Below are 25,074 nucleotides of genomic sequence, written 5' to 3' on the forward strand. Positions count from 1 at the left end.
AAATTAAGATGGAAAATAAGAAAGAAATGAGAAAGTGGTTAGAAGATTTCAATTTAAATCACCCACTTGTGATAGCCGGACCATGTAGTGCAGAAACGGAAGATCAGGTTTTGAAAATTGCTCATGAATTGAAAGATTCAAAAGTTAGTGTATTCAGAGCCGGAATATGGAAACCAAGAACACGTCCGGGAGGATTTGAAGGTGTTGGGGAAATTGGATTGAAATGGCTGCAAAAAGCTAAAAAAGAAACTGGTTTATTAATGGGAACTGAAGTTGCGACTGCAGCTCACTGTAAACTGGCTTTAGAACATGATATCGACGTTTTATGGGTTGGTGCCCGTACTACTGCAAATCCATTCGCAGTTCAGGAAATTGCGGATACATTGAAAGGAACTGATAAAATCGTTTTGGTTAAAAACCCTGTAAACCCTGATTTAGCTTTATGGTTAGGTGGTGTAGAGCGTTTATATATGGCCGGAATCGAGAAATTAGGAGTGATTCACAGAGGTTTCTCGACTTACGAAAAAACAAAATACAGAAATATCCCGGAATGGCAGATTGCGATCGAATTGCAAAATAAATTTCCTGATTTACCATTAATCATCGATCCATCCCACATTACAGGAGATCGCAAAATGATTTTCGAAGTAACGCAGGAAGCATTGGATTTGAATTACGATGGTATGATTATCGAAACGCACTACGATCCGGACAATGCCTGGTCTGATGCTGCACAACAAGTTACTCCGGATGCTTTGAAAAAAATCATCAAAGATTTAACCATCAGAAAAACAGACGATACTACAGACGAGTACAGTTCAAAAATGACGAAACTAAGAGCTAACATCGATGTTTTGGATGCTAACTTATTAGAGTTATTAGGAAAACGTATGAAAGTAGCTGACGAAATCGGTCAGGTGAAAAAAGACGCAAACGTAGCGATCCTTCAAAACAATCGTTGGAACGAAATCTTAGGAAAAATGATTTTGGAAGGGGAGAAAAAAGGTCTTACTGAAGAGTTTGTTTTGAGAATGTTCAAAGCCATTCACCAGGAAAGTATTGGTCACCAGGAAAAAATATTTAATGCATAATTTTTTCTAAAACATATAAATTATATAAGTGTTATAAGTTTTTTTTAATTTTTGCAAGCGCATAGCTTAAATTTTCTTATATCACTTATATGGTAAAAAAAATTAAAATCTCCATGGCTGTAAGGCTCTGGAGATTTTTTTTGAAATAATTTTAAAATGTTTCGAATGTTACAGTTTGTTTTGGGAATATTCAAAGCAATTCACAATACAAGTATTAGTCAGCAGGAAAAAATCTTCAAGGCCTGTTATTTTTTAAACCATATAAGTAGTATAAGTTCATTTAAGTTTTACAAACATTGCGCTTAAATGAACTTATACTACTTATATGTTGAAACTTTAAATCGGTACTGCTTTTTTAAGCTTGTGAGATTTTTTTTGAAATAAATTGGAGGTGCTCCCAACCTTTGCAAGTCTTTTTCGCTCTATAGAAGTATACAACCTTAACTTCTATGTTATGAAATCGAAAATCTGTTTATCTAAGCCGGAAATTTTTCAGGGAATCCTGAAATTATTCCTTTTTGTTTTATTGTTCGCAGGAACAAAAACTTTTGCACAGAGTCCTGAATTGACTGTAAAGGGAGATGCTGCTGAAAGTGTCAGAATGAGCCAGCTTATTGTCAATGTAAAAGTGGTTGGGAATGTTGCTTACACCACTGCTGAAATGCATTTTTTTAATTCAGGCAGCCGTCAGATGGAGGCGGAACTTATTTTTCCATTGCCGGAAAATGTTTCGGTTTCCAGATATGCCATCGATATCAACGGAAAAATGCGAGAAGCTGTTCCTGTAAATAAGAATAAAGGGAAACAGGTTTTTGAAGCCATCGAACATCGTCGCGTTGATCCGGGATTACTGGAGAAAGTAGATGGGAATAACTTTAGAACGAGAATTTATCCGTTGATGCCAAATGGCGAACGAATCGTCATTATTGGCTACGAAGAAGAGCTTTCTGCTTTCGATAAAAATAATCTGGCGTATCAGCTGGTGAGCCGTTATCCGAAAAAGTTAGATAAATTTGAAATTAATGTTTCGGTTTTGGGAACTGCTGCTTCGCCAACTGTTAATGAAAATTCAGGGGAGCAAATCGTCTTTTCAAAATGGAATCAATCTTTTCAGACTTCACTGAAAAAAGAAAATTATCAGCCTTCCGAAAAATTAGTTTTTAACATTCCGATTCAGGAAAATGCACCAAGTGTTCTGATGCAGAATTTGGGAGGGCAATATTATTTTTATGGAAATACATTTGTTGAAGGAAATAAAACAGCTAAAAAAGTACCGGCCTCCATTGGTTTGGTTTGGGATAATTCTTTGAGCTGTAAAACACGTGATTTAAAAAAGGAATTGAATTTACTGGACGCCTATTTTCAAAAAATAAAAAACACGAAAGTAACTTTATACTTTTTAAATTATACTTTCGAAAGACAAAAGGAATTTGTGATTTCAGACGGTAACTGGACTGAATTACAATCTGTTTTGAAAAACACAAAGTATGATGGCGGTACCCGTTTTTCGCAAATAAATTTCCCAAATCATGATGAATTTTTGTTTTTTTCGGATGGATTATCTTCTTTAAGCGAAAACACTTTGCCTAAAACGAATAGTCCAATTTATACGATTACCTCTTCCGTTTCTTCAGATTTTGCTTTCCTGAATTTTGCTGCCATGAAAACCGGCGGTAATTTTATCAATCTGAACCAATTGAATCTCGCAAATGCTTTAGATAAACTGGTGAATAATAATTTGAAATTTCTGGGAATAAAAGAAAATTACACCATTACAGAGTTGTTTCCGATGAAAGGCACTTCGGTTTCAGGAAGTTTCAGTTTTTCAGGGATTTCCTTAAATCCGAAAAGCGAAATCACCTTGTTGTTTGGTTACCATAATACAGTACTGGAGCGAAAAATCACTCTGGATGCCGGGACCCAAAACACAACAGATGTAAATATTGAAAAACTCTGGGCCCAGAAAAAAATAGCCAATCTGGATTTGCAGTATGATAAAAATGCGGATGAAATTGAACTGCTCGGAAAGAAATACGGAATCATTACCAAAAATACCTCCCTGATTGTTCTGGAAGATATCCGCGATTATATAGCGTATGATATTGTACCGCCTGCAGAATTGCGCGCAGAGTTTGACAGGATTAAGAAACAGGAACAGGATACTAATTTAGCCAGACAAAAGAATAATTGGGAAAGTATTGATACTTATTTTACAGCCTTAAATTCCTGGTGGAAACAAGATCTTAAATATACGGCTCCAAAACAGCTGCCAAAACCAAAAGTTAAAAATCCCCGAACTACAAATAACAGGGTATCAAATGTGAGTTCCAGCAGAAGCAGAACAGTTCCGCCCGGATTTATTTCGGGAGTTGTTATCGATCCTCAAGGGTTACCATTACCGGGAGCTGTTGTTAGTGTAAATGGAGTAAGGGGAGGAGTGAATACTGATTTTGAGGGTAAGTTTACTATACAGGCTGCCGAAAACAGCAATCTGAATGTTGGCTTCATTGGATATGAATCTTCTCAGGTAAATGTGGGAAGAAATAATCAGCTTAGAGTACAACTAAGAGAGTCTTCACAGTCGCTAAGTGAAGTTGTGGTAACGGCACAAGGTGTTAGGAGAGAGCGAAAATCAGTTGGGTACTCTACTCAGGTTGTTTCACAAGAAAGTATTTCTAATAATGCTGGTATGCCACAAGCGCTTGTAGGTAAAGTGGCCGGAGTTCAAATAGCGCCATCGGTAACCAGTGATAAAATGATCAGTAGTGAGGACGAAACCAATTCTGATTCTAAAAAAGATTCAGATATCGAAGATGAAGATGAAGACGTGCAATATGCAGAATCAAATGGAATCGAAAATCAGCCTAAAACCTGGAACCCGGATCGCTTGTATTTAAAGGCTCTTGCTTCGGCTCCAAAAGAAAAACAATACGAATTGTATTTTGAATTAAGAGATGCACAGGAAAGAAATCCTGCTTTCTATTTTGATGTGGCTCACTTTTTTTATAATCAGGGTGATGTCAAAAAAGCATTGCAGGTCATTAGCAATATTGCCGATTTAGGATTAGAGAACCATCAGCTTTATAAAACTTTGACATACACGCTGCGTCAATGGAAGGATTTTGATGATGCCGTGTTTACGGCAAGACAAATTGCAAAATGGAGAGCACATGAACCACAAAGCCTCAGGGATTATGCTTTGGCATTGGAAGATGCCGGAAAATATCAGGATGCTTTTGACCAATTGATTAAAGCATTAGAAGTGAATTATTACGGAGAAATGAGCGGACAATATGAAGGTGTCGAAGATATTATCCTGATGGACATTAATCGTTTGATGATTGAACACAAAGAGCTGAAAACGGGTAAACTGGATAAAAAATACCTGGATAAAATGCCGGTTGAAATCAGAATCATTATGAACTGGAACCTGATGGATGTCGATTTAGATTTGCATATTATTGAACCAAATGGGGAAGAATGTTATTACGGGCACAGAAGTACACAAGCCGGAGCGAGATTTTCTAAAGATTTTACGCAAGGTTACGGACCGGAACAATATTTAATTCGAAATGCTATAAAAGGAAAATATCAAATCAAAACCAATTATTTTGGCGAAAGAGAATTAACCGAAAGCGGCCCGGCGACTGTTATGGTAGAAATTTATACCACCAGAGCCGGAAAAACTTCCAAAACTTTAAAAACAATTCAATTAGGAAAAATTAAGGAAAATGAAATCTTAGCCGAAATTATTTGGTAAACGAACCAATTTTAGGATCTGTTTTTTAATTTTAAAAGGCGAAGTTGCGTTGTTCAATTCTAAAAACGTAATTTTGCCTTTTAATATTTTTTAGTTTTCAGTATAATCTGAATTCTAAAATAAACAATCTATTATTTGAATGACAGGACTCGTTTATAAATCTACAGGAAGCTGGTATACCGTAAAATCTGAAAAAGGCGATTTTATAGAATGCCGTATGAAAGGAAAGTTCAGGATGAAAGGGATCAAAAGTACCAATCCTATTGCTGTAGGCGATATTGTCGATTATGAACTCGAAGAAACTTCTGATGCTGTAACCGGAACTATTTTTAATATTCACGAAAGAAAGAATTACATCGTTCGTAAATCGGTTAATTTATCGCATCAAATGCATATTATCGCATCGAATATTGATCGTGTTTTTTTATTGATTACCATTAATAATCCACCTACAACTTTCAATTTCATAGACCGTTTTTTGGTAACAGCTGAAGCATATAACATTGAAACGATTTTGGTTTTTAATAAAATAGATACTTTTGATGAGCCAACGCTGGAAGATCAATTGTATATGCAATATGTTTATCAGCAGATTGGCTACAAATGCCTTCGTGTTTCTTCTACCGAAATGAAAGGTATTGAGGAATTAAAAGAAATGATGATTGGTAAAGTAAGTATGTTTTCAGGACATTCCGGAGTTGGAAAATCAACGTTGGTCAATGCGATGGAACCTTCCCTGCATCTTAAAACCAAAACCATTTCTGAAGCCAGTAAACAAGGTCAGCACACGACAACTTTTGCAGAGATGTATGACTTGTCTTTTAATGCAAGAATTATTGATACACCCGGAATCAAAGGTTTTGGGATTGTAGACATGGAAAAAGAAGAAATCAGTGGTTACTTTCCTGAATTCTTTAAATTAAAGGACCAATGTAAGTTTAACAACTGCCTGCATAAAGAAGAACCGCATTGCGCGATTAAAGCTGCTTTAGAAAAAGACGAAATCGCCTGGTCCCGTTACAATAGTTATTTAAAAATCTTAGAAGGCGATGATGAAAATTATCGTACCGATTCTTATGACGAAGACCGAAAAGCTAGTGATGAATTGAGAAAATAAATTTAAATTCCAATATTTAAAAATTCCAAATTCCAAACACTGTTTTTGCACCTTTCAGGCATAATTTTAAAAATCTGCTTAATCCTTGTAATCTGTGACTAATAAAATCAAATTTATATAAAACTTAAAAATGAAAGTAGTTCTTCAAAGAGTTTCAGAGGCATCAGTAACTGTAGATCAGCAAAAAGTAGCTGATATTCAAAAAGGGTTATTGGTTTTAGTCGGAATTGAAGATGCAGATATACAGGAAGATATTGACTGGCTGGTTGGAAAAATCATTAAAATGAGGATTTTCGGTGATGAAAATGAGGTCATGAACTGCTCCGTTCAGGATATCAATGGCGATATCATAGTCGTAAGCCAGTTTACATTACACGCTTCTACCAAAAAAGGAAACCGACCTTCGTATATAAAAGCTTCAAAACCAGATGTTGCCATTCCGGTTTATGAGAACTTCATAGCATCTTTGGAAAAGGAGTTTGATAAAAAAATACAAGCCGGGATTTTTGGGGCAGATATGAAGGTAAGGCTTTTGAATGATGGCCCTGTTACTATTTTAATAGACAGCAAAAACAGAGAATAAATATTCTTAAAGATTTGTTAAGGATTTCTGAAAATAATATATATTTGGCGAAATTCCCTGTTAATGAAAAAGCTTTATTGTGCGCTGTTTTTTTTCTTATTTTCCTTCCTTTCTTTTGCTCAAAAGAGCGAATATAATACTACTTCTATTTCAGACACTCTCAAAGAAAATGCGGATGCAGTCGTTCGTTTAGATCAACTGGATATTACCATTGAATCGCAACGCAGTATGAACATCAAAACGCAGAGAGTGGTCTCGGTTTTTAATGAGAAAGGATTAAATGACATTGATGCTTATCAGAACTATGACAAAACAACTTCAGTAAAAAATATTGAAGCCATAGTTTATGATGCTTTTGGTAAAGAAATCAAAAAAATAAAACGAAAAGATTTTAAAGATCAAAGCACTGTAGGAGGAAGCACTCTTTTTTCAGACAGTCGTGTAGTTTTTCTGGAATATACTCCGGTTTCCTATCCGTTTACGGTGGTTTACACCAGTGAAATAGAAACTTCAAATACGGCCTTTATACCGCAATGGTATTTTTTAGGAGGATATAATGTAAGCGTGCAGAAATGCATCTTAAATGTGACTTTCCCGAACGACCTCGGATTTAAAAAGAAAGAATTTCAGTTTGCCGACCTGAACATCAAAAAAACTACAGATACGGATACAAAATTGTCTTATGTCGGGGTTAATATTTTAGCTCAGAAACCGGAAGATTACAGTCCTTCTTCTTCGGATCTTTTTCCAAGGGTAATGATGGGTTTGGAAAATTTTCATTTAGAAGGTGTAGACGGGACAGCAAAAACATGGGAAACATTTGGCAAATGGTACAGCGATAAGATTCTAAACGGAACTACTGTTTTGCCGGAAGAAACTAAAGTAAAAATAAAAGCGCTGGTTGGGAATGAAAAAGATCCCGTTAAGAAAGCAAAAATTATTTATGATTATGTGCAGAAAAAATCAAGATATGTAAATATTGCGATTGGTATCGGAGGATGGAAACCAATGTTTGCTACTGATGTAGACCGTTTAGGATATGGCGATTGTAAAGCCTTGACCAATTATACAAAAGCACTTCTGGAAACTGTCGGCGTTCCATCATACAATACTATTTTATACGGGGATAGTTATAAAAGAAACATACAATCTGATTTTGTTTCTATGCAGGGCAACCATATGATATTGGCAATCCCAACCGGAGATAATTACACATGGCTTGAATGTACGAGTCAGGATGATCCTTTTGGTTATCAGGGAACATTTACAGATGACAGGGATGTTCTGGTGGTGAAGCCTGAAGGCGGAGTAATTGTAAGAACTAAAATATACGACGACAAAGGCAATGAGCAAATCGACAAAGGAATTTACACCATAGATGAAAACGGTAATTTTTCGGGTTCAGTTTCTATAATATCCGGTGGTTCTCAATACAACTCAAAAGCAAGAGTAGAACATTTACAGCCAACTGAAAAAGAAGCGCATTACAAAGAATATTGGGATAATATCAATAATTTGAAATTAGGAAAAATAACCTTTACAAACGATAAGGAAAATATTCGTTTTACGGAGAATATTGAAATCAGTGCCATAAATTATGCGACTATTTCTGCCAATAAAATGATTTTTGCTGTTGATGCATTCAATAGGAATAACGGAAATGTAAAACGAATCCGAAACAGAAAAAATCCATTTCAGATTCAGCGTGGATATCTCGATTCTGATGAAATCGAAATTAATCTTCCAGCCGGTTTTACTGTGGAATTTCTGCCAGCAAATTTCGAATTGAAAGGGAAATTTGGGGAATACAAAACTGAAATCGTCAAAAAAGAAAATAACAAGCTGACTTACAAGCGTTCAATGCTTTTAAATAAAGGAAAATATTCGAATAAAGAATATGATGAATACCGTCTCTTTATGGAACAGGTGTCAAAAAATGATAATGCCAAAATTATACTAACAAAGAATTAATCAAACGAATGAAAATCAAACAACTATCTATTATTTTATTCTTTTTCCTTTTTTCCTTTCTTCAGCTGACTGCTCAGGAATTTAAACTTGGAAAAGTTTCAGTTGCCGAATTAGAGGAGAAAAAACATCCTAAAGATACCGCTGCAGTTGCTGCTGTTTTATACAAAAAGGGAGTTTCCTACTTTGATTATAATGAGATTAACGGTTTCGTCTTAACAACGGAAGTTGAAACGCGTATCAAAATATATAAGAAAGAAGGTTACGATTTTGCCAATCAGACTATCGGTTATTCTATTTCAGGAAACTCAAAAGAAAATGTTCAGATATCAGATGCTAATACATTTAACTTAGTGGGCGGGAAAGTTGAAAAAACAAAATTAAAAAGTGATGGAATATTTGACGAACCGGTGAGTAAATCTTACGGAAGAAAGAAAATCTCATTGCCTAATGTAAAAGAAGGTTCTGTTATTGAATTCAAATATACGATAAGAGCTCCTTTTGTAAGCTGGATGAGAGACTGGAGATTTCAATATGACATTCCCGTAAATAAATCAGAATTTTCAACCTCTATTCCGGAGTATTATGTGTACAACGTAATGCAAAAAGGATATATTTTTCCTAATAAAACTGTTGAAACCAAGTCAAAAACAATAGTATCGACAACGAAAGAACGAAGCGAGGGCAGAGTAACTCAAACTAATTTTTCGACAGACAAAACAGATTATTTTGAAACTAAAACAACATATTCGATTGAAGATTTACCAGCAATAAAAGACGAATCTTTTGTGAATAATATCGATAATTATACATCAATTTTATCTTTTGAATTGTCTGCTGTTAAATGGCCAAACAGTCCTATTAAAACATTTTCTTCAGATTGGAATTCAGTAGTGAAAACAATTTACGATTATGATGATTTCGGACCGGAACTAAATAAAACAGGTTATTTTGAAGATGATTTAAAAAAGCTTCTGACCGGAATTACAACAACTGACGAAATAGTACTGACTGTTTTGAATTATGTAAAATCAACCGTTAAATGGGATGGTAACAGCAGCTATGGATGTGATGTAGGGGTACGTAAAGCTTATAAAGAAAAAACGGGAAATTCTGCAGATATCAACCTGATGTTAACAGCTATGTTGCGCAACGCAGGCCTTACGGCAAATCCGGTTTTAGTAAGTACACGTTCGAACGGGATTGCTTTGTTTCCTAACAGAACGGCCTTTAATTATGTGATTGCTGCCGTAGAAACACCAAACGGAGTTATTCTGTTAGATGCAACAAGTAAATATTCGTCTCCTAATATTTTGCCTTTTAGAGCTTTAAACTGGCAGGGAAGACTGATTCGTAAGGACGGAACTTCTGAAGCGATTGATTTAATGCCTAAAAAAGCATCCAATGATAATATTTTTATCAATTATGAGATTGATGCCGAAGGTAAAGTAAATGGTAAAGTGAGAAGACAATGTACAGACTATAATGCCATGTCGTACAGAAATGAAGTAGACGGGGTAAAAGAAGATGTATATCTTGAAAAACTTGAAAATGATAATAATAAAATAGAAATTAGCGAATACAGCAGAACAAACGAAAAAGAAGTTTTACTGCCAACGATAGAAAGCTATTCTTTTAAAGGAGATAATTTAGCGGAAGTCATTGGAGGTAAAATCTATATCAACCCAATGTTGTTTTATACCAAAACAGAAAACTCTTTCAAGCAGGAAGTCCGCGAATATCCGGTAGATTTCGGATTCCCTTTTGTAGATAAATTCAATATTACCATTAAAATTCCTGAAGGGTTCGCTGTAGAAACTTTGCCGGCACCGTCAATATTGGCAATGGAAGATAATTTGGGAACATTCAAATTTAATATTGCTGAAAATGGAAATTCACTGCAATTATCAATTCTTCATCAAATAAACGAAGCTATTGTTTCAGTTGAAAAATATGAAATGCTGAAAGAATATTATCAAAAGATGATTGCTAAAGAAACGGAAAAAATAGTTTTAAAAAGAATATAAGATGGATTTGAAAAACGCGCAATTAGACGTCGATACCTGGATAAAAGAGCACGGTGTTCGCTATTTTAATGAATTGACCAATATGGCACAACTCACAGAAGAAGTAGGTGAAGTGGCTCGAATTATAGCCAGACGTTATGGCGAACAATCAGAAAAAGAAAGTGATAAAAACAAAGATTTAGGAGAGGAATTGGCAGATGTTGTATTTGTCGTTTTATGTCTGGCCAATCAAACCGGAATCGATTTACAAGCCGCTTTCGATAAAAAAATGGATTTAAAATCAGTTCGGGATAAAGACCGTCACAAAAACAACGATAAACTAAAATAATTGTGAAATATCACTCATAAGCTTTGAATTATGAGTTTTGAATTTTGAATTATGAACGGGGAGTGGTAAATTGCGTGGCTGAATCACGTTTCTAATCATTCGTAATTCATAATTTACAACTTACAATTAAAAAAATGAATTTACTACTTCAGACGACGCAACATAATTTACAAGGACAAATTGCAGTAACAGGATCAAAAAGCGAAACCAATCGTTTGTTATTGCTCAAAGCATTGTTTCCCAATATCACCTTGGCGAATACTTCAAACTCCGATGACAGCGAAGTAATGCAAAAAGCCTTGATTGGAAATGATGAAATTGTAGATATTCACCACGCCGGAACAGCGATGCGTTTTTTAACTGCTTATTTTGCTGTAAAGGAAGGTCGCGAAGTAGTCATGACAGGTTCGCATAGAATGCAGGAGCGTCCAATCAAGATTTTGGTAGAGGCTTTGGCACAATTAGGTGTTGAAATCTCCTACCAGAAAGAAGAAGGATATCCGCCAATAAGAATCAAAGGGAAAAAAGTTACAGCTTCAAAAGTTACTTTAGCTGCCAATGTAAGCAGTCAGTATATTTCGGCACTTTTATTAGTAGCTTCAAAACTGGAAAATGGTTTAGAGCTTACTTTAGAAGGAGAAATCACTTCGGTTCCATACATCAAAATGACTTTGGCTTTGCTAAATGATTTGAATATTCAGACCAGTTTTGAAGGAAACGTAATCAAAGTCTATCCAAAAGCTGAGGTTGAATCTAAAGAAATGGTAGTAGAATCAGATTGGAGTTCCGCTTCTTACTTTTTTAGTTTAGTGGCTTTGGCAGAGACGGCTTCAATCACCTTGAGCAGTTATAAAAAAGACAGTCTGCAGGGCGATTCGGCTTTGGTTTCTTTGTATGAAAAAATGGGCGTTCATACTACGTTTCAGGACAATCAAATGACATTGGTAAAACAAGAGAACTTTAAATTTGAAACGGTAAATTTTGAATTGAACAATACACCTGACATTGCACAAACTATTGTAGTAACCTGTTTAGGTTTAGGAATAGGTTGTCATTTAACAGGCCTTCATACGTTAAAAATTAAAGAAACAGACAGACTGGAAGCGCTTCGAATTGAACTTACAAAATTAGGGGCAAACATTTCAGTAACTAACGATAGCCTGACTTTGGTTGCTTCTCAAAATATAAATCACAACGTGAAAATTGCGACTTACAACGATCACCGTATGGCAATGGCCTTTGCTCCGTTGGCTCTTAAAGTTCCAATTATAATCGAAGATGCCGAAGTAGTTTCAAAATCATATCCTGATTTCTGGAATGATCTGAAACAATTGAATTTCGAAATTTCAGAATTGTAAAAGAAATTGAACCATATAAGTTGTATAAGTTCATTTAAATAAATGAGCATAATTTGCATAGCCTCCAGTTTTAACTGGAGGTTTTTTTGCGTTTAAATTTTCGGCTTTAGCCAAATTAAAACACGATCAATTTTTTGCAGCATCCAAATTAAATGAACTTATACAACTTATATGGTTTAAAAACGTCTTTTTGGTGTTACTGAAACTCCACTAAATCAACGGCTTTTGAAAATAAACAGCAAAACACTTGACAACGCCTATCTCACAGTCGTATATTTGCACACGATTAAAAATCAGGTGTCCAAATAATCCTGATCGAAATCTATAACTCATAACTTTCTCAAATGAAATTATCACATTTTCAATTTAATTTACCGAAAGAACTTTTAGCGGAATTCCCGGCAGAAAACAGAGACGAATCTCGTTTAATGGTAATCGATCGTCAAAAACAAACTATAGAGCACAAAATGTTTAAAGATGTTATCAATTATTTTGATGACGGAGATGTTTTGATTCTTAATAATACTAAAGTTTTCCCTGCACGTTTGTACGGAAACAAAGAAAAAACAGGAGCAAGAATTGAGGTTTTCTTATTAAGAGAATTAAATTCAGAACAACGTCTTTGGGACGTTTTGGTTGATCCGGCCCGTAAAATCAGAATTGGTAACAAACTTTATTTTGGTGATGATGACTCGTTGGTCGCTGAGGTAATTGACAATACGACTTCTCGCGGCAGAACTTTACGTTTCTTATACGATGGTTCTTACGAAGAATTCAGAAATAAATTGACAGAACTTGGAGAAACTCCAATTCCAAAATACATCAACAGAGAGGTTACGGCAGAAGATGCTGAAAGATACCAGACTATTTACGCAAAGGAAGAAGGAGCTGTAGCGGCACCAACTGCTGGTTTGCACTTCTCTAAACACCTTTTGAAAAAATTAGAAATCAAAGGAATCAATTTTGCTGAAGTTACACTTCATGTTGGTTTGGGAACTTTCAATCCGGTTGAGGTTGAAGATTTATCGAAACACAAAATGGATTCTGAAGAATTGATTATCAAACAGGAAGCTTGCGATATTGTAAATGCTGCTAAAGTAAACAAAAAACGTATTTGCGCTGTTGGAACAACTTCGATGCGTGCTATCGAAAGTTCAGTTTCCTCTCAGAATACTTTAAATCCTTACGAAGGCTGGACCAATAAATTTATTTTCCCTCCTCACGATTTTAGTATTGCAAATTGCATGATTACGAATTTCCACACACCAAAATCAACATTATTAATGATGATTTCTGCTTTCTGTGGTCATGATTTAATGAAAAGAGCCTACGAAGAAGCCATCAAAGAAGAATACAAATTCTATTCTTACGGAGATGCGATGTTAATCATCTAATTAGATATTTCGAATCAAATATAAAAACCTGTCAGAGATGACGGGTTTTTTTATGGCTTGTCATTTCAGTCCCAGTCCCAGTTTTCAATCAGTATTCAGTTAAAGTCCCAGTTTTGAAAACTGAAAACTGCGACTGAAAACTACAACTGAATGCCTAAAACTTGTTAATTTTCGATAGAATATCTTAAAACTTGTTATTTTTACGCTTCAAAACAAAAAACAATGACTTTTCTAAATACACGCGAATTCGCGAAACAACTGGATTCAGAAGATACCTTAAATCAGTATCAGAATCAGTTTATTTTTCCTAAAGTAAATGACAAACGCGTAATTTATTTTACGGGAAACTCTCTGGGATTACAACCAAAACGTACCAAAGCGTACATTGATGAAGTAATGAACGACTGGGCAGAACTTGCTGTTGAAGGTCATTTTTATGCGCAAAAACCATGGTGGGATTATCAGGAAAGATTTGCAGAACCGCTAAGTAAAATTGTTGGTGCTTTGCCTTCAGAAGTCACAGTGATGAATACTTTGACCGTAAATCTTCATTTACTGATGGTTTCATTCTATCAGCCAACAGCAACACGTTATAAAATTATCTGCGAAGAAAAAGCATTTCCTTCCGATCAGTATATGTTTCAGAGTCAGGTTGACTTTCACGGCTATAAACCGGAAGATGCCATTGTAGAAATTAAACGCCGTGAAGGGGAACACAACATTCGTCTGGAAGACGTTCGGGCTAAAATCGAAGAAGTTGGAGACGAACTTGCCCTGGTTTTAATTGGCGGAGTAAACTATTATACAGGACAGGTTTTTGATATAAAAACAATCACCGCAGCGGGACAAAAAGCCGGTGCAAAAGTAGGTTGGGATTTGGCACATGCAGCCGGAAATATCAAGTTGCAGCTTCACGACTGGAATGTCGATTTCGCAGCCTGGTGCAGCTATAAATATATGAATTCAGGACCAGGAAATGCATCCGGTTGTTTCGTTCACGAAAAACATCACAACGATTCCAGCCTGCCTCGCTTTGCAGGATGGTGGGGACACAATAAAGAACGCCGTTTTAAAATGGAGCCTGTCTTTAATCCGGTTCATGGAGCGGGAGGATGGCAAATTAGCAATTTACCGGTACTTGCATTAGCGCCCTATCTGGCTTCTGTTGAAATGTTTGCTGAGGTTGGAATGGATGCTTTAATTGCTAAAAGAGATCGCATCACTTCCTATTTAGAATTCATTTTGCATGAAATAGATAAAGAAGTTAAGGGTAATTTTGAAATTATTACCCCTTCCAATCCGGAAGAAAGAGCTTCTCAATTATCTGTTTTTTTACACGGAGAAGGAAGAAATTTATTCGATTATTTAATGAAAAACGGAGTGATTACAGACTGGCGTGAACCCAATGTAATTCGTCTGGCGCCAGTTCCTTTATATTGTTCTTATGAAGACATGTATGATTTCGGACAAATCCTTAAAAAAGGAATTCTTGAAAAGTAAGATAATAGGTAATTATGTAATATTTTGTTGAAATTATGTAACATAACCTTAATTGATACCTCTTTAATTTGTACAGTATAATTTAAATGCCAAAAAAATCATGAAAGCAATATTTGTAATAATAGCAGCCTTAAGTATCGTTTCTTGTCAGAATCAGGATAAGATGGATATTAATAAAGCGAAACAAGCTAGCATCGATTCGATGAAAGTTGAAATTGATAAACAAAAAGTTATTGATTCAATGAAAGTGGAAATGGCTAAAATGGAAAAAGAAAAAACTGAAGCCCAAGCCGAAGCTCAAAAAGTAGTTGTCGTAAATCACCAGACTGAAGGAACTGCGACCGCTGCACCAGCCAAAAAGAAAGGTTGGAGTTCTGCAGCTAAAGGTGCTGTAATTGGTGCCGGAGTCGGAGCCATTACCGGAGCAGCTGTTAGTAAGAAAAAAGGTCAGGGTGCTATAATAGGAGGATTGGCCGGAGCCGGAGTTGGAGCCGGAACAGGCGCTATTATAGATTCCAGAAAGAAATAAATCTAAACTAAATTAGTTTAAATATAAAACCCCGGATTAAATTTTAATCCGGGGTTTTTCGTTTTTAGCAATATTCAGGGACTTTAATTTCGGTTAATTCTGATTTACAGGAATTGAATTGTTCTCTGATTTTATCTAAATCTGCTTTGAAAAATAAAGTCGACTCAAATAAATTTTGATAATAGGCAATGCCTTCAAAAAGATTAGATTTAAAAACAGTCCATTTTTTTAATTGATTTGAAGTGACTTCCCCTGAACTATTTTCGATTTCATTCCTGAAATAATCCAGATACATTTTTAATTCTTTCACGAATATATTAGGGCGGTCTACAGTTCTTAAAACAGAATTGTTTCCATAAATATGCTGTACCATTTCCTTCAGTGAAACTTCCTGATCAAAATAAGCCATATTAGGTCCCGGGCAGATAACCACGCCCTGAGCCTGTCCTTTTATTTTGATATCATTTTCTAAATAAGCAGCATTGGCCAAACCGACACACAAACATGATTTCTCGGTAATTTTAGTTTTTGATTTCTCATAAACAGCATCAGAGACAGTATCTTTTGTCTTTTCTAATGCTGCCAGTTTTATATCCTGATATTTTTTTGCTGCCGTACAAATTCCATTTGGATCATATTCTTTGCTTAAAGCCAAAAAGCGTTTCGGACAAGAACTGCCGGCTTTGTTTTCCTGAATTCGTTTTTGTTTCAGAATTTCATTAGAGGTGCCTTTCACAGAATTAAATGGAACTCCTAAAGGCGAAATGTGGCTTAAATATAAATCTTCTTCTTTGGCATTTATCAATAATTTTCTCGTTTCCGGATCTACGGAAGTTGCTTCCGGAACCAGTAAAAAAGGCGTTCCCCATCCAATAGAATTTACTTTATAAGTGTCTAACAAAAATTCGTGTTCTTCTGCAGTTCCAACTCCTCCTTGAACGGTAATTTTTGTAGTTAACGGTTCTGTGGGGAAGGCAGTATTTTTTAGCTGTAGTGACTTAACCATCAATTCGTGTGACGATTGTACTAATTGTTCTTTTTTTTGTCTGAATTCCTCTAAAATGGCGCCCAGAAGTAATCCTTCCGTAGCAAAGGCATGCCCGCCGCAGTTCAGTCCGGATTCTATTCGGTATTCTGAAACCCAAAGTCCTTTCTTCGCCAGAAAGTTTCCCTGAATCATCGCAGAACGAAAATCACTTACTTTTAGAATGATTTTCTTTTTCAGTACATTGTTTTCATCCGGATAAAAATCACTGAAATTTTCAAAGTAACTATAAAGCCTTGGATTCATTCCGGCAGAAAGAACAACCGAAGAATTAAGGTTGCTTTTTGCAAAACCTCTTAAGGCGGCATGAGCATCATTAAAGGCAATAGGGAGTTGTATGTTTTTGTCAAAATTATCTTTGTCAAGTTTGGTCATGATATTGACATCAATGGCACCCGGTGAAAGCTGTGATTCGATATAATTCTGAATGTTATCCTTAAAAGAAATTCCATCATCCAACAGGTTTTGGAAGCCTTTCTTGATATCGGAAGTATTGGGTAACATCGCCATGAAATTTTCTAAAGCAGTTTTGCTCTCGGCTAATTCTGTTTTAAAACTTTCAAATTTTTGTTTTACGATTTTATCGACTAAATTCAGATAAGAAGTAATGCGTTCAGCACGATAATCCTGTATTTTCTGGCTGATTTCCTGATAAGGCTGATTGAATTTGGTACTGTAAAAAAGTCTCATTTTTTCAATTAACTCATCGTCAGCAATCGAGATTACAGATGAAATACCATAATGCGCCACCCGAATCGGACTGTCAATTGTATAAGCAAGTCCCATGACCGGGATATGAAAAGTGTGTAAATTATTTTTTGCCATTTTCTTTTGAGTTGAAAGAGCAAATGTTGGCAAAAAAAATCATTCAAAACCTGATATATGTCAGGTTTTGAATGATTTGAAATTTTAAATCAAAATTTTCTTCAGCGATTCGGCTACACTGCGCCATAAAAAATTGTAAAAGGACTTTTCGGGAATTCGTTCCAATTCAACATCGGCTTTTTTGGCTTTGTTATCCGAGTCGTTTTTTACTAATAAATTGGCAACAGCACTTTTTAATTTAGCTTCCTTTTCCGGATTTTTCTTTTTGTAAAATTTCACTTTCAGATCATCATAAACCAATGCTGCATTTCCTTTTGCGGCAGCATCATTTCCATAAAAATCAAAAGTATAAGTTTTAAAAGTTCCTGTAAAAGAAGTATTGATATAAGGTTTGGTAAATTTTGCCATGGCAGCTACATCAAAATTGGAAATTTTTCCCTGAATATGAAAACTGTCTTTTACATCCAGTACATTAAAATTCCAGTTCACGTGAAAAGGCGATGTTTTCATAAACCTGCAATTAATAGCAATTTTCACATCCTCCGCTTTTTTTAGTCCAAAACCACTTTGAAGATTATTGGCCTGAAGATTAAAATGATCGAAAGTCAGAATTCCCGGGCCTTTAGAGAAATCAATTTCTTCCTCATAAACCAATTTCGATTTTCGGATCTGCAAGGAATCAATTTTCATTGGAAATTTGATTTTTCTCAATAAAGCATTATAAAGCTCTTTTTTGCTTAAATCGTCTTTAGGCATTTTACTGCGGTAAATATTAGCATCAAAATGATCCATAACAACAGAAGAAGCATTAAGGAAAAAACGATCGTTCTTGAAACCCCATTTCAGATTGTTAATATTGGCAGAATCGACTTTTAAGGTGTAAATGTCTTTTTCCTTTTCCAGTTTCTGAACGAAAACTTTTCTCGAATATTCAGGTAAAAGTGAAAATTTATTGATTTTTATAAAGTTGTTTTCGGTAATAATTTTGCCAATACCAATTCGGTAAAAAGAATTCGGTTTGTAATAAAGGCTATCACAAACTAAAGTGTACTTTTCATATTGAAGTGGAATTTTTTCTTTTAAAGTAGCGTCCGTAATCAAAATGCCCTCCAGTTTCAGAATGATTTTTTTGACATTCAGAATCGGTTTGTTGGTGTTCAGGGAAACAACATCTACCGCACCGTCATTTAGATAAATATTCTTTACAGCTATTATTTTTCGGAAAGGCTCAATAATTTGTGTCTGAATACTTTTGTTGTTATTCAGCAGTTTTTCTCCTTTTTTATATAAGATTACGCGTGGTTGATCTATCACAATACTTTCGGCCTGGATAATATCGCGAAAAGCCAGATCCCAAATATTAAAATGTTTGATCGTAACAGATTCAATTTTGGCATAAAGCCCGTTTTTACTGTCTTTAGGTTCATTTTTAGGATGCACCAATAAGGTCGTCGCAAAGATATTTCGGGATAGCAGTGAGACCTCTATTTTTTCATAATTGATATTATAGGCCGTATTGTTTTTCTCGTCAATAATAATGGGCAACTGTTTTTTTATCCAATAATTGAGGCCAATATTGATTAAAATCACAAAAAGGAAGACGGAAATTACACCGATTGCTATTTTTTTATAGATTGACATAGTAAAGTAATGGTTTTAATACATAAATTTAGGTTTTTAAAAGGAAGGTTTCTTACATGATTTTTCCTTTAAGTTACATCATTTATGAATCGTCCATTTGTTTATACTTTTTTAAATATGAGAAAAATTAAAAAAATACTGTTGGTTTTATTGGTCTTAATTGTGGCTGTCGGAATTGGTTTATTTGCCTATATATTTCATCTGAAGCCTAAATATGGCGGAGAATTGGAATTAAAAAATCTCCAGAAGGAAACAACAGTCTATTTTGATGATTTTGGAGTTCCTCATATTTATGCCGATTCAGAAAAAGATGCGATGACAGCTTTGGGTTACGTGCATGCACAGGAAAGATTATGGCAAATGGAATTGTTGCGCCGAATTGCCCCGGGAAGATTATCTGAAATTTTCGGATCGGTAGCACTTAAAAATGATACTTTTTTCTCCGGAATTGGTATTGAAGAAGCTTCGGACAAAGCGATTTCCAAATTAGACAAGAACAGTCAGAGTTATCAGTTGGCGATGGCTTATCTGGACGGAATTAATCAGTATTTAGAAGAAGGTACCACACCGCTTGAATTTACATTAGTGGGTGTGAAAAAAGAAAAATTTACCATAAAAGACATTTATAACATTTTCGGTTATATGTCTTTTAGTTTTGCAATGGCTCAAAAAACGGATCCGTTCCTGACCGATATCCGCAGTAAATATGGTGCGGCATATCTGAAAGATTTAGGAATTGAAGGCGAATTTAATACCACGCAGATTAAAAGTTCTAAAGAAAATTTAGGGGAATATACTTCGATTGCAAAATCGGTAGCGGCTTTGTTAGAAAAATCTCCGATTCCTCCATTCGTTGGCAGTAACAGTTGGGTGGTCGGACCCCATAAAACAAAAAGCGGAAAAGTTATTTTTGCGAACGATCCGCATATTGGGTTTTCGCAGCCGGGAACCTGGTATGAAGCACATCTGGTAACGCCAAAGTATGAAATATATGGCTGTTATCTTGCGGGAACCCCGTTTCCTTTGTTAGCGCACAACCGCGATTATGCTTATGGCCTGACGATGTTCGAAAATGATGATATCGATTTTTATCAGGAAACCAACAAGAAAGGAGACCCGGATCAATATCAGACGCCAACGGGTTTTAGTAACTATGAAACCATAAAAAAAACCATAAAAGTAAAAGATACATCAGATGTGGTTTTGACGTTTAAATCAAGTCGACACGGACCTGTTATGAATGATGTGCTGGAACATTTAGAAGGCAAAAATCCGATTGCGATGTCCTGGGTTTATACACAGCAGCCAATTCAGATTCTGGATGCTATTTACGGACTTTCCCATGCTAAAAGCAAAGATGATTTCAGAAAAGCAGTTCAATTGGTTGCCGCTCCGGGACTGAATGTGATGTATGGCGATGCCAAGGGAAATGTGGCCTGGTGGGCAACTGGTAAATTGTATAAGCACAATAAAGGGGTAAATTCATTTTTTATCCTGGACGGTGCCAGTGGTAAAGATGACATTACGGAATATCTGGATTTTTCAAAAAATCCATCTGCTGAAAATCCGAATTGGGGATATGTTTATTCTGCCAATAATCAACCGGAAGCAGTTGACGGCTATTTGTACCCCGGGTATTATCTGCCGGAAGATCGTGCGAAAAGAATTTCAGGATTATTAGACCCAAAATCAGACTGGGATAAAGAAACGATCAGTAAAATGATTTATGATAATACGTCTGCAGTTGTTCCCGCTACCGTTGAAAATCTAATTGCGAATGTCAATACTAATTCACTTTCCGCGGAAGAAAAACAGGCCATTACAGTTTTGAAGTCCTGGAAAGGAAGTCATAATGTGGCAGATGTTGCCCCAACCATTTACAATAAGTGGATTTATCTCTATTTGAAGAATACTTTTGAAGACGAAATGGGCGAGGATAATTTCAATTTGTTTGTCGGAATGCATTTAGCAAAGCAGATTATTGCGAAACAAATCAAAAATGAAAATTCAGTCTGGTGGGATAACATCAAAACAAACACCAAAGAAACCAGAAGTGATATTGTTTCAAAATCATTTCATGAGGCTATTGCAGCGCTTCAAAAACAGTTAGGCAATCAGGTTTCAGATTGGAATTGGGGAAAAGTACATACCGTTGAGCACGAACATCCGTTGGGGAAAATTGGGGCGTTGCGCAAACTGTTTAATGTCGGGCCTTTTGCAGATCCTGGATCGAATGAGGTAATCAATAATCAGTTTTTTAGTTTTAGCAGTGACGGAAAATATGATGTAAAAGGCGGACCTTCAACCAGAAGAATTGTTGATTTTTCCGATATTGAAAACAGCTGGAGTATTTTGCCAACAGGGCAATCGGGAAATCAGTTCGGCAAACACTATAACGATCAGGCCGAAATGTATAACGCCGGTAAATTCAGAAAAATGAAAATGAACAAAGAGGAAATCATAAAAACGTCAACCAAACTGGTATTAAAACCGCGGAAATAAAGGTTTCAAGTTTAAAACCTCAGAACCTTTGCTCCTTTGCCCCTCAGAACCTAAAAAAAACGGGAGATAAAAGTTTTAAACTTTTATCTCCCGTTTTTTTTACTTAGAAAGTAGATATTTACCCTTAACAATATCCCGGGCATAAATATCCAGATTATTAAGCAGGACTTTATTGGTCGTCATGGCATTTGTAGTTTGGTACGCACTGTCTTTTTCGTATGTTTTTAATAACGTCTCTAATTCGACTTCATCATAAAAAGCAAACATATTATAAACGGCTTCCCTGAAGTTTTTAAAATTGATGGTTTCCGTTATGGCCATGGTTTTCTGGTCGTTCCATTTCTCTTTAGAAGCGGTTTCGTTTATTTTGCCAAGGCAATAATCAACAAAATAAGTTTTGTAATTGGTAGCTTCAATAATTTTGTTGACTATAATGGTATTTTGTTGAGAAGGCAGCGGCACATGCGTAGAAGCAGTCTGAGAAATGCAGACAGACGGCACAAACATTGCTAATACTAAAATAAAAAAGGAAAGTATTTTTAAATTTTTCATAGGTTTTTTCAAAATTGTCCACAGCTTTTTTTTACTGTAAATCAGGTTGATTTGGGATTACAAGATCTTTTTTTCGGGCACGGCTAAAATAGTATTTTTTATTGTAAATGGTCAATAGAAAAATGACTTTCAGACAAAAAAACTCCGACCATACCTTTTTAATTTTGTAGTGTCAGAGTTCGTAAGATTATGATTACCCGTAATTGGATGTTGATTTTTTGTATTATTTTCGGGAAGACCGCATTGCCTTCACAATTTTGAGTTTTTTATCTTTTAGCAGTTTTTGATACGCTTCGGTTTCCCTTCCCAAAAGGGCAATTTTTCCGTTTTCATTATGATGTACGCCCCAGCCATAACGCTTGGTTAATGGAGAAGCACGCAGGCAGGCTTGTCCTTTTGAAAAGAATTTTTCACGGGCTTCCTCATATTCAGATTCCGTTAAATCATTTTTGTCTGCAAAAACCTGAAATAAAACATCATCTGAAGAATATTCATACGGATGCTTGCTGATCATTTCAAATGTAATACCGGCAATAGTCTTTGCCTCTCCTTTTTGTTTGGGGATCTCACCACTCACCGCAGGACAATCTTCTGCAACTTCAATAAAAGTGTTTTCGTAGTTTGTGGTGTGAACTTTCATCTTATTTAGGTATAAAGGATAAATATAGCAATGCTAAAATAATGATTTTCAGATAAAAACTCCGATAACAGATTCTTAATTTCTGCTATCGGAGTTTACTAATTAACGAATATTGGTCTTATTATTTTTTGGAAATTTCTTCCAGAGCTTTTTTTCCGCTTTCATTTGTTGGATCCAGTTCTATTGATTTTTTATAATTTTCGATTGCCAGTTTAGTGTTTCCATCTTTCAGGTAAGCTTCTCCTAAACTGTCATACACATTTCCGGATTTAGGAAAAGTGGCAACATTTATTTTAAATATTTCGATAGCTTCTTTCGTTTTCCCGGTTTGCAGAAGTTGATATCCCACGTTATTCATGTCACCTTCCTTGATCCCGTAAGTAGGATCGTTTTTTACTTTTTGATACGTATCAATTCCGGCTGTCAGCCCTTTTGTTGCAAACACATCCAACAATTCAAAAGCCGTGGATTTTTTTGGCTGTTGATACGGCTGATTGTATAAAATGGCTCTAATCGCCTCATTCATTTCTCCTAAAACAGTTCCTCCTGTGTTGTTTAAGATGACAACCATGTTTTTATCTGCCGGAAGACGCGATATAATAGTATTAAACCCGTTGATACCGCCGCCATGTTCGATCACCTTTAATTTGTCCTTACCTCCGTTTGCAAACTCTCCGATAAACCATCCGTATCCGTAAGCCTCGTCACCTGTGCGGATATACGGTTTATATAGCAAATCCATTGATGCTGGCGAAAGTAATTTATTCTTATAAAGTGCCTGATCCCAAAGGTATAAATCCTCAACAGTACTGTACAAAGAACCTGCAGCGTACGGAATACTCATGTCAATATACGAAGCATTAGTGATCGTTTTGCCTCTTTTTTCATAACCTGCCGCTCTGTTTTTTAGTATAATATCACTGTGGTCATAACCCGTGTTGGTCATTTTCAATGGGGTCAGGATCGTTTCCTGCAAATACTGCTCGTATGATTTGCCAGTAATTTTTTCAACAATATAACCCAGTAAGAAATACCCGGAATTGCTGTAATTAAATTTTTCACCCGGCGTAAATTCAAGTGGTAAGTTTTGGAATGTCTTTACAAAATCTGCCGGAGTAAAGGGATTTCGGCTCTGATCTTTGAAAAAATTAGGGAAAGAAGTATAATTTGGTATGCCCGACGTGTGGGTAAGCAAATGATGGATGGTGATTTTATCGCCGGTTGCTTTCGGATAATCCGATAAGTAAGTGGTAATGGGCACATCTAATTTTAGTTTGCCTTCTTCTGCTAACTTCACAATTAAAAGCGCCGTAAATTGTTTGCTGATAGAACCCAGCCTGAATTTGGTATTGGGCTGGTTTGGAATATTCCATTCCATATTAGCGAGACCGTATCCTTTTTTGAAAATTACTTTTCCATGTTCAGAAACCAGTACTGATCCGTTAAGTTGTCCATAAGTATTGTAAAGGCTCATTAACTGGTCAATTTGCTTTGCTTTGTCCTGAGCAAAAGACAGTGTGATGGTAAAAAATGCAATCGCACAAACGGCAATTGATTTTAATAAAGAACGGTTTGATTGTTTTTTCATAATGATTGATGATTAGTTGTAAAGATTAATAATTTATTCTTGTAGGCTAATCTGTTAGACGACCAAATTTTTATTTCGTTTCAATATTAATCCTTTTTTTCTTCTTTTTTTAATGAATACCTGTCAGAGGTTAACTAAGGTTGTTTTTATAAGGCCTGTTCTCGTAAGTAACGATTCGTTTCAATTTCCAGTCTTTGCCTTTTCGCTCCCAGATATGAATGAATTTTCCGGTTCCTTCCGGAATATCATTGGTAAAAAAAGTATGTTCTCCGACTTGTACGGCGCCAAAATCGCCTAATTTATCAATAGTGCAGCGGTCTAATTTCCGCGTTACTTTTTCGGCTCGGGTGTAATTTCCCGACAAAGCTTTTATTTCGTTGCCATAAGGGATATTAAATCCGTATCGGTCATCATAAAATTCGACATCATCGCCTATTATCTTTTTAAAAAGAGCAGCATCACACTGATTGAAGGCCACATCAAAAAGCAGGCTGTCCATTTTGATAATTTCAGTTTTTAACTGATCTGTTTTTAAATCTTCACTCTTTGTCTGGGCTAATGCTTCCCTGCTTAAAAACAGCATAAAGAGAACTAGTATGTTTATCATTGGTAGCATATTTAAATTT

The 25,074-nt window shown here is 35.6% G+C and carries 18 protein-coding genes; 12 read left to right on the forward strand and 6 right to left on the reverse strand.

What is annotated here, in order from left to right; all coding sequences use genetic code 11:
• Positions 1-8 precede the first annotated feature (8 nt).
• From EV142_RS18850 to EV142_RS18900, 11 genes are all read left to right on the forward strand, one after another.
• Positions 9-1,091, forward strand: a complete 1,083-nt coding sequence (locus EV142_RS18850; protein WP_132037390.1) for a bifunctional 3-deoxy-7-phosphoheptulonate synthase/chorismate mutase type II — start codon at positions 9-11, stop codon at positions 1,089-1,091.
• A gap of 454 nt (positions 1,092-1,545) precedes the next feature.
• Positions 1,546-4,851, forward strand: a complete 3,306-nt coding sequence (locus EV142_RS18855) for a VIT domain-containing protein (RefSeq protein WP_132037391.1) — start codon at positions 1,546-1,548, stop codon at positions 4,849-4,851.
• Between the two features lie 139 nt (positions 4,852-4,990).
• Entirely contained in the window at positions 4,991-5,968 is a 978-nt protein-coding gene (rsgA, locus tag EV142_RS18860) for a ribosome small subunit-dependent GTPase A (RefSeq protein ID WP_132037392.1), read from the forward strand.
• A 130-nt stretch (positions 5,969-6,098) separates the two neighbouring features.
• The gene (dtd, locus tag EV142_RS18865) at positions 6,099-6,551 is read left to right on the forward strand and encodes a D-aminoacyl-tRNA deacylase (protein ID WP_132037393.1); all 453 of its coding nucleotides are present in this window, start codon (positions 6,099-6,101) and stop codon (positions 6,549-6,551) included.
• 63 nt (positions 6,552-6,614) lie between these two features.
• Positions 6,615-8,522: a DUF3857 domain-containing protein gene (locus EV142_RS18870; protein ID WP_132037394.1), complete on the forward strand. Its 1,908-nt coding sequence runs from the start codon at positions 6,615-6,617 to the stop codon at positions 8,520-8,522.
• 8 nt (positions 8,523-8,530) lie between these two features.
• A complete protein-coding gene (locus EV142_RS18875) occupies positions 8,531-10,546 on the forward strand; it encodes a DUF3857 domain-containing protein (protein ID WP_132037395.1) in 2,016 nt (671 codons plus the stop codon).
• A gap of 1 nt (position 10,547) precedes the next feature.
• Complete coding sequence (locus tag EV142_RS18880; RefSeq protein ID WP_012022600.1) at positions 10,548-10,874, forward strand: nucleotide pyrophosphohydrolase; 327 nt, start codon at positions 10,548-10,550, stop codon at positions 10,872-10,874.
• A 134-nt stretch (positions 10,875-11,008) separates the two neighbouring features.
• Complete coding sequence (gene aroA / locus EV142_RS18885) at positions 11,009-12,232, forward strand: 3-phosphoshikimate 1-carboxyvinyltransferase (RefSeq protein WP_132037396.1); 1,224 nt, start codon at positions 11,009-11,011, stop codon at positions 12,230-12,232.
• Between the two features lie 344 nt (positions 12,233-12,576).
• Positions 12,577-13,626, forward strand: coding sequence for a tRNA preQ1(34) S-adenosylmethionine ribosyltransferase-isomerase QueA (gene queA, locus EV142_RS18890; RefSeq protein ID WP_132037397.1), 1,050 nt, complete (start codon positions 12,577-12,579; stop codon positions 13,624-13,626).
• A gap of 222 nt (positions 13,627-13,848) precedes the next feature.
• Positions 13,849-15,126, forward strand: a complete 1,278-nt coding sequence (kynU, locus tag EV142_RS18895; RefSeq protein ID WP_132037398.1) for a kynureninase — start codon at positions 13,849-13,851, stop codon at positions 15,124-15,126.
• Between the two features lie 100 nt (positions 15,127-15,226).
• Positions 15,227-15,655, forward strand: a complete 429-nt coding sequence (locus EV142_RS18900) for a glycine zipper family protein (RefSeq protein ID WP_132037399.1) — start codon at positions 15,227-15,229, stop codon at positions 15,653-15,655.
• 64 nt (positions 15,656-15,719) lie between these two features.
• Here EV142_RS18900 and EV142_RS18905 read toward each other — a convergent pair whose 3' ends face one another.
• Together EV142_RS18905 and EV142_RS18910 are read right to left on the reverse strand one after the other, a co-directional pair.
• Entirely contained in the window at positions 15,720-17,525 is a 1,806-nt protein-coding gene (locus EV142_RS18905) for a hypothetical protein (RefSeq protein WP_132037400.1), read from the reverse strand.
• Between the two features lie 84 nt (positions 17,526-17,609).
• The gene (locus tag EV142_RS18910) at positions 17,610-19,166 is read right to left on the reverse strand and encodes a hypothetical protein (RefSeq protein WP_132037401.1); all 1,557 of its coding nucleotides are present in this window, start codon (positions 19,164-19,166) and stop codon (positions 17,610-17,612) included.
• A 117-nt stretch (positions 19,167-19,283) separates the two neighbouring features.
• Here EV142_RS18910 and EV142_RS18915 point away from each other — a divergent pair, with 117 nt between their 5' ends.
• The gene (locus EV142_RS18915) at positions 19,284-21,668 is read left to right on the forward strand and encodes a penicillin acylase family protein (protein WP_132037402.1); all 2,385 of its coding nucleotides are present in this window, start codon (positions 19,284-19,286) and stop codon (positions 21,666-21,668) included.
• A gap of 99 nt (positions 21,669-21,767) precedes the next feature.
• Here the strand turns inward: EV142_RS18915 and EV142_RS18920 are convergent, their stop codons facing one another.
• The 4 genes from EV142_RS18920 to EV142_RS18935 all read right to left on the reverse strand — a co-directional run bounded on the left by EV142_RS18920 (position 21,768) and on the right by EV142_RS18935 (position 25,055).
• Complete coding sequence (locus EV142_RS18920; protein ID WP_132037403.1) at positions 21,768-22,220, reverse strand: hypothetical protein; 453 nt, start codon at positions 22,218-22,220, stop codon at positions 21,768-21,770.
• A gap of 223 nt (positions 22,221-22,443) precedes the next feature.
• Positions 22,444-22,860 carry a DUF6157 family protein gene (locus EV142_RS18925; protein ID WP_132037404.1) on the reverse strand — a complete coding sequence of 139 codons (417 nt, stop codon included), beginning with the start codon at positions 22,858-22,860 and terminating at the stop codon, positions 22,444-22,446.
• A 121-nt stretch (positions 22,861-22,981) separates the two neighbouring features.
• Entirely contained in the window at positions 22,982-24,448 is a 1,467-nt protein-coding gene (locus tag EV142_RS18930) for a serine hydrolase (RefSeq protein WP_132037405.1), read from the reverse strand.
• A 130-nt stretch (positions 24,449-24,578) separates the two neighbouring features.
• Positions 24,579-25,055 (reverse strand): nuclear transport factor 2 family protein, encoded by a 477-nt coding sequence (locus tag EV142_RS18935; RefSeq protein ID WP_238698753.1) that lies wholly within the window; start codon positions 25,053-25,055, stop codon positions 24,579-24,581.
• Positions 25,056-25,074 lie beyond the last annotated feature (19 nt).

The sequence above is a fragment of the Flavobacterium circumlabens genome, from assembly GCF_004345565.1.
GTDB classification, from domain to species: Bacteria; Bacteroidota; Bacteroidia; order Flavobacteriales; family Flavobacteriaceae; genus Flavobacterium; species Flavobacterium circumlabens.

Bases quoted from the DNA above. Each gene is read 5' to 3' on its own strand.
- EV142_RS18855 (WP_132037391.1), top strand. From the start codon at position 1,546: ATGAAATCGAAAATCTGTTTATCTAAGCCGGAAATTTTTCAGGGAATC.
- EV142_RS18925 (WP_132037404.1), bottom strand. From the start codon at position 22,860: ATGAAAGTTCACACCACAAACTACGAAAACACTTTTATTGAAGTTGCA.
- rsgA (WP_132037392.1), top strand. From the start codon at position 4,991: ATGACAGGACTCGTTTATAAATCTACAGGAAGCTGGTATACCGTAAAA.
- EV142_RS18915 (WP_132037402.1), top strand. From the start codon at position 19,284: ATGAGAAAAATTAAAAAAATACTGTTGGTTTTATTGGTCTTAATTGTG.
- EV142_RS18930 (WP_132037405.1), bottom strand. From the start codon at position 24,448: ATGAAAAAACAATCAAACCGTTCTTTATTAAAATCAATTGCCGTTTGT.
- EV142_RS18910 (WP_132037401.1), bottom strand. From the start codon at position 19,166: ATGTCAATCTATAAAAAAATAGCAATCGGTGTAATTTCCGTCTTCCTT.
- EV142_RS18905 (WP_132037400.1), bottom strand. From the start codon at position 17,525: ATGGCAAAAAATAATTTACACACTTTTCATATCCCGGTCATGGGACTT.
- kynU (WP_132037398.1), top strand. From the start codon at position 13,849: ATGACTTTTCTAAATACACGCGAATTCGCGAAACAACTGGATTCAGAA.
- EV142_RS18880 (WP_012022600.1), top strand. From the start codon at position 10,548: ATGGATTTGAAAAACGCGCAATTAGACGTCGATACCTGGATAAAAGAG.
- EV142_RS18850 (WP_132037390.1), top strand. From the start codon at position 9: ATGGAAAATAAGAAAGAAATGAGAAAGTGGTTAGAAGATTTCAATTTA.
- EV142_RS18870 (WP_132037394.1), top strand. From the start codon at position 6,615: ATGAAAAAGCTTTATTGTGCGCTGTTTTTTTTCTTATTTTCCTTCCTT.
- EV142_RS18875 (WP_132037395.1), top strand. From the start codon at position 8,531: ATGAAAATCAAACAACTATCTATTATTTTATTCTTTTTCCTTTTTTCC.
- EV142_RS18920 (WP_132037403.1), bottom strand. From the start codon at position 22,220: ATGAAAAATTTAAAAATACTTTCCTTTTTTATTTTAGTATTAGCAATG.
- aroA (WP_132037396.1), top strand. From the start codon at position 11,009: ATGAATTTACTACTTCAGACGACGCAACATAATTTACAAGGACAAATT.
- EV142_RS18900 (WP_132037399.1), top strand. From the start codon at position 15,227: ATGAAAGCAATATTTGTAATAATAGCAGCCTTAAGTATCGTTTCTTGT.
- EV142_RS18935 (WP_238698753.1), bottom strand. From the start codon at position 25,055: ATGATAAACATACTAGTTCTCTTTATGCTGTTTTTAAGCAGGGAAGCA.
- queA (WP_132037397.1), top strand. From the start codon at position 12,577: ATGAAATTATCACATTTTCAATTTAATTTACCGAAAGAACTTTTAGCG.
- dtd (WP_132037393.1), top strand. From the start codon at position 6,099: ATGAAAGTAGTTCTTCAAAGAGTTTCAGAGGCATCAGTAACTGTAGAT.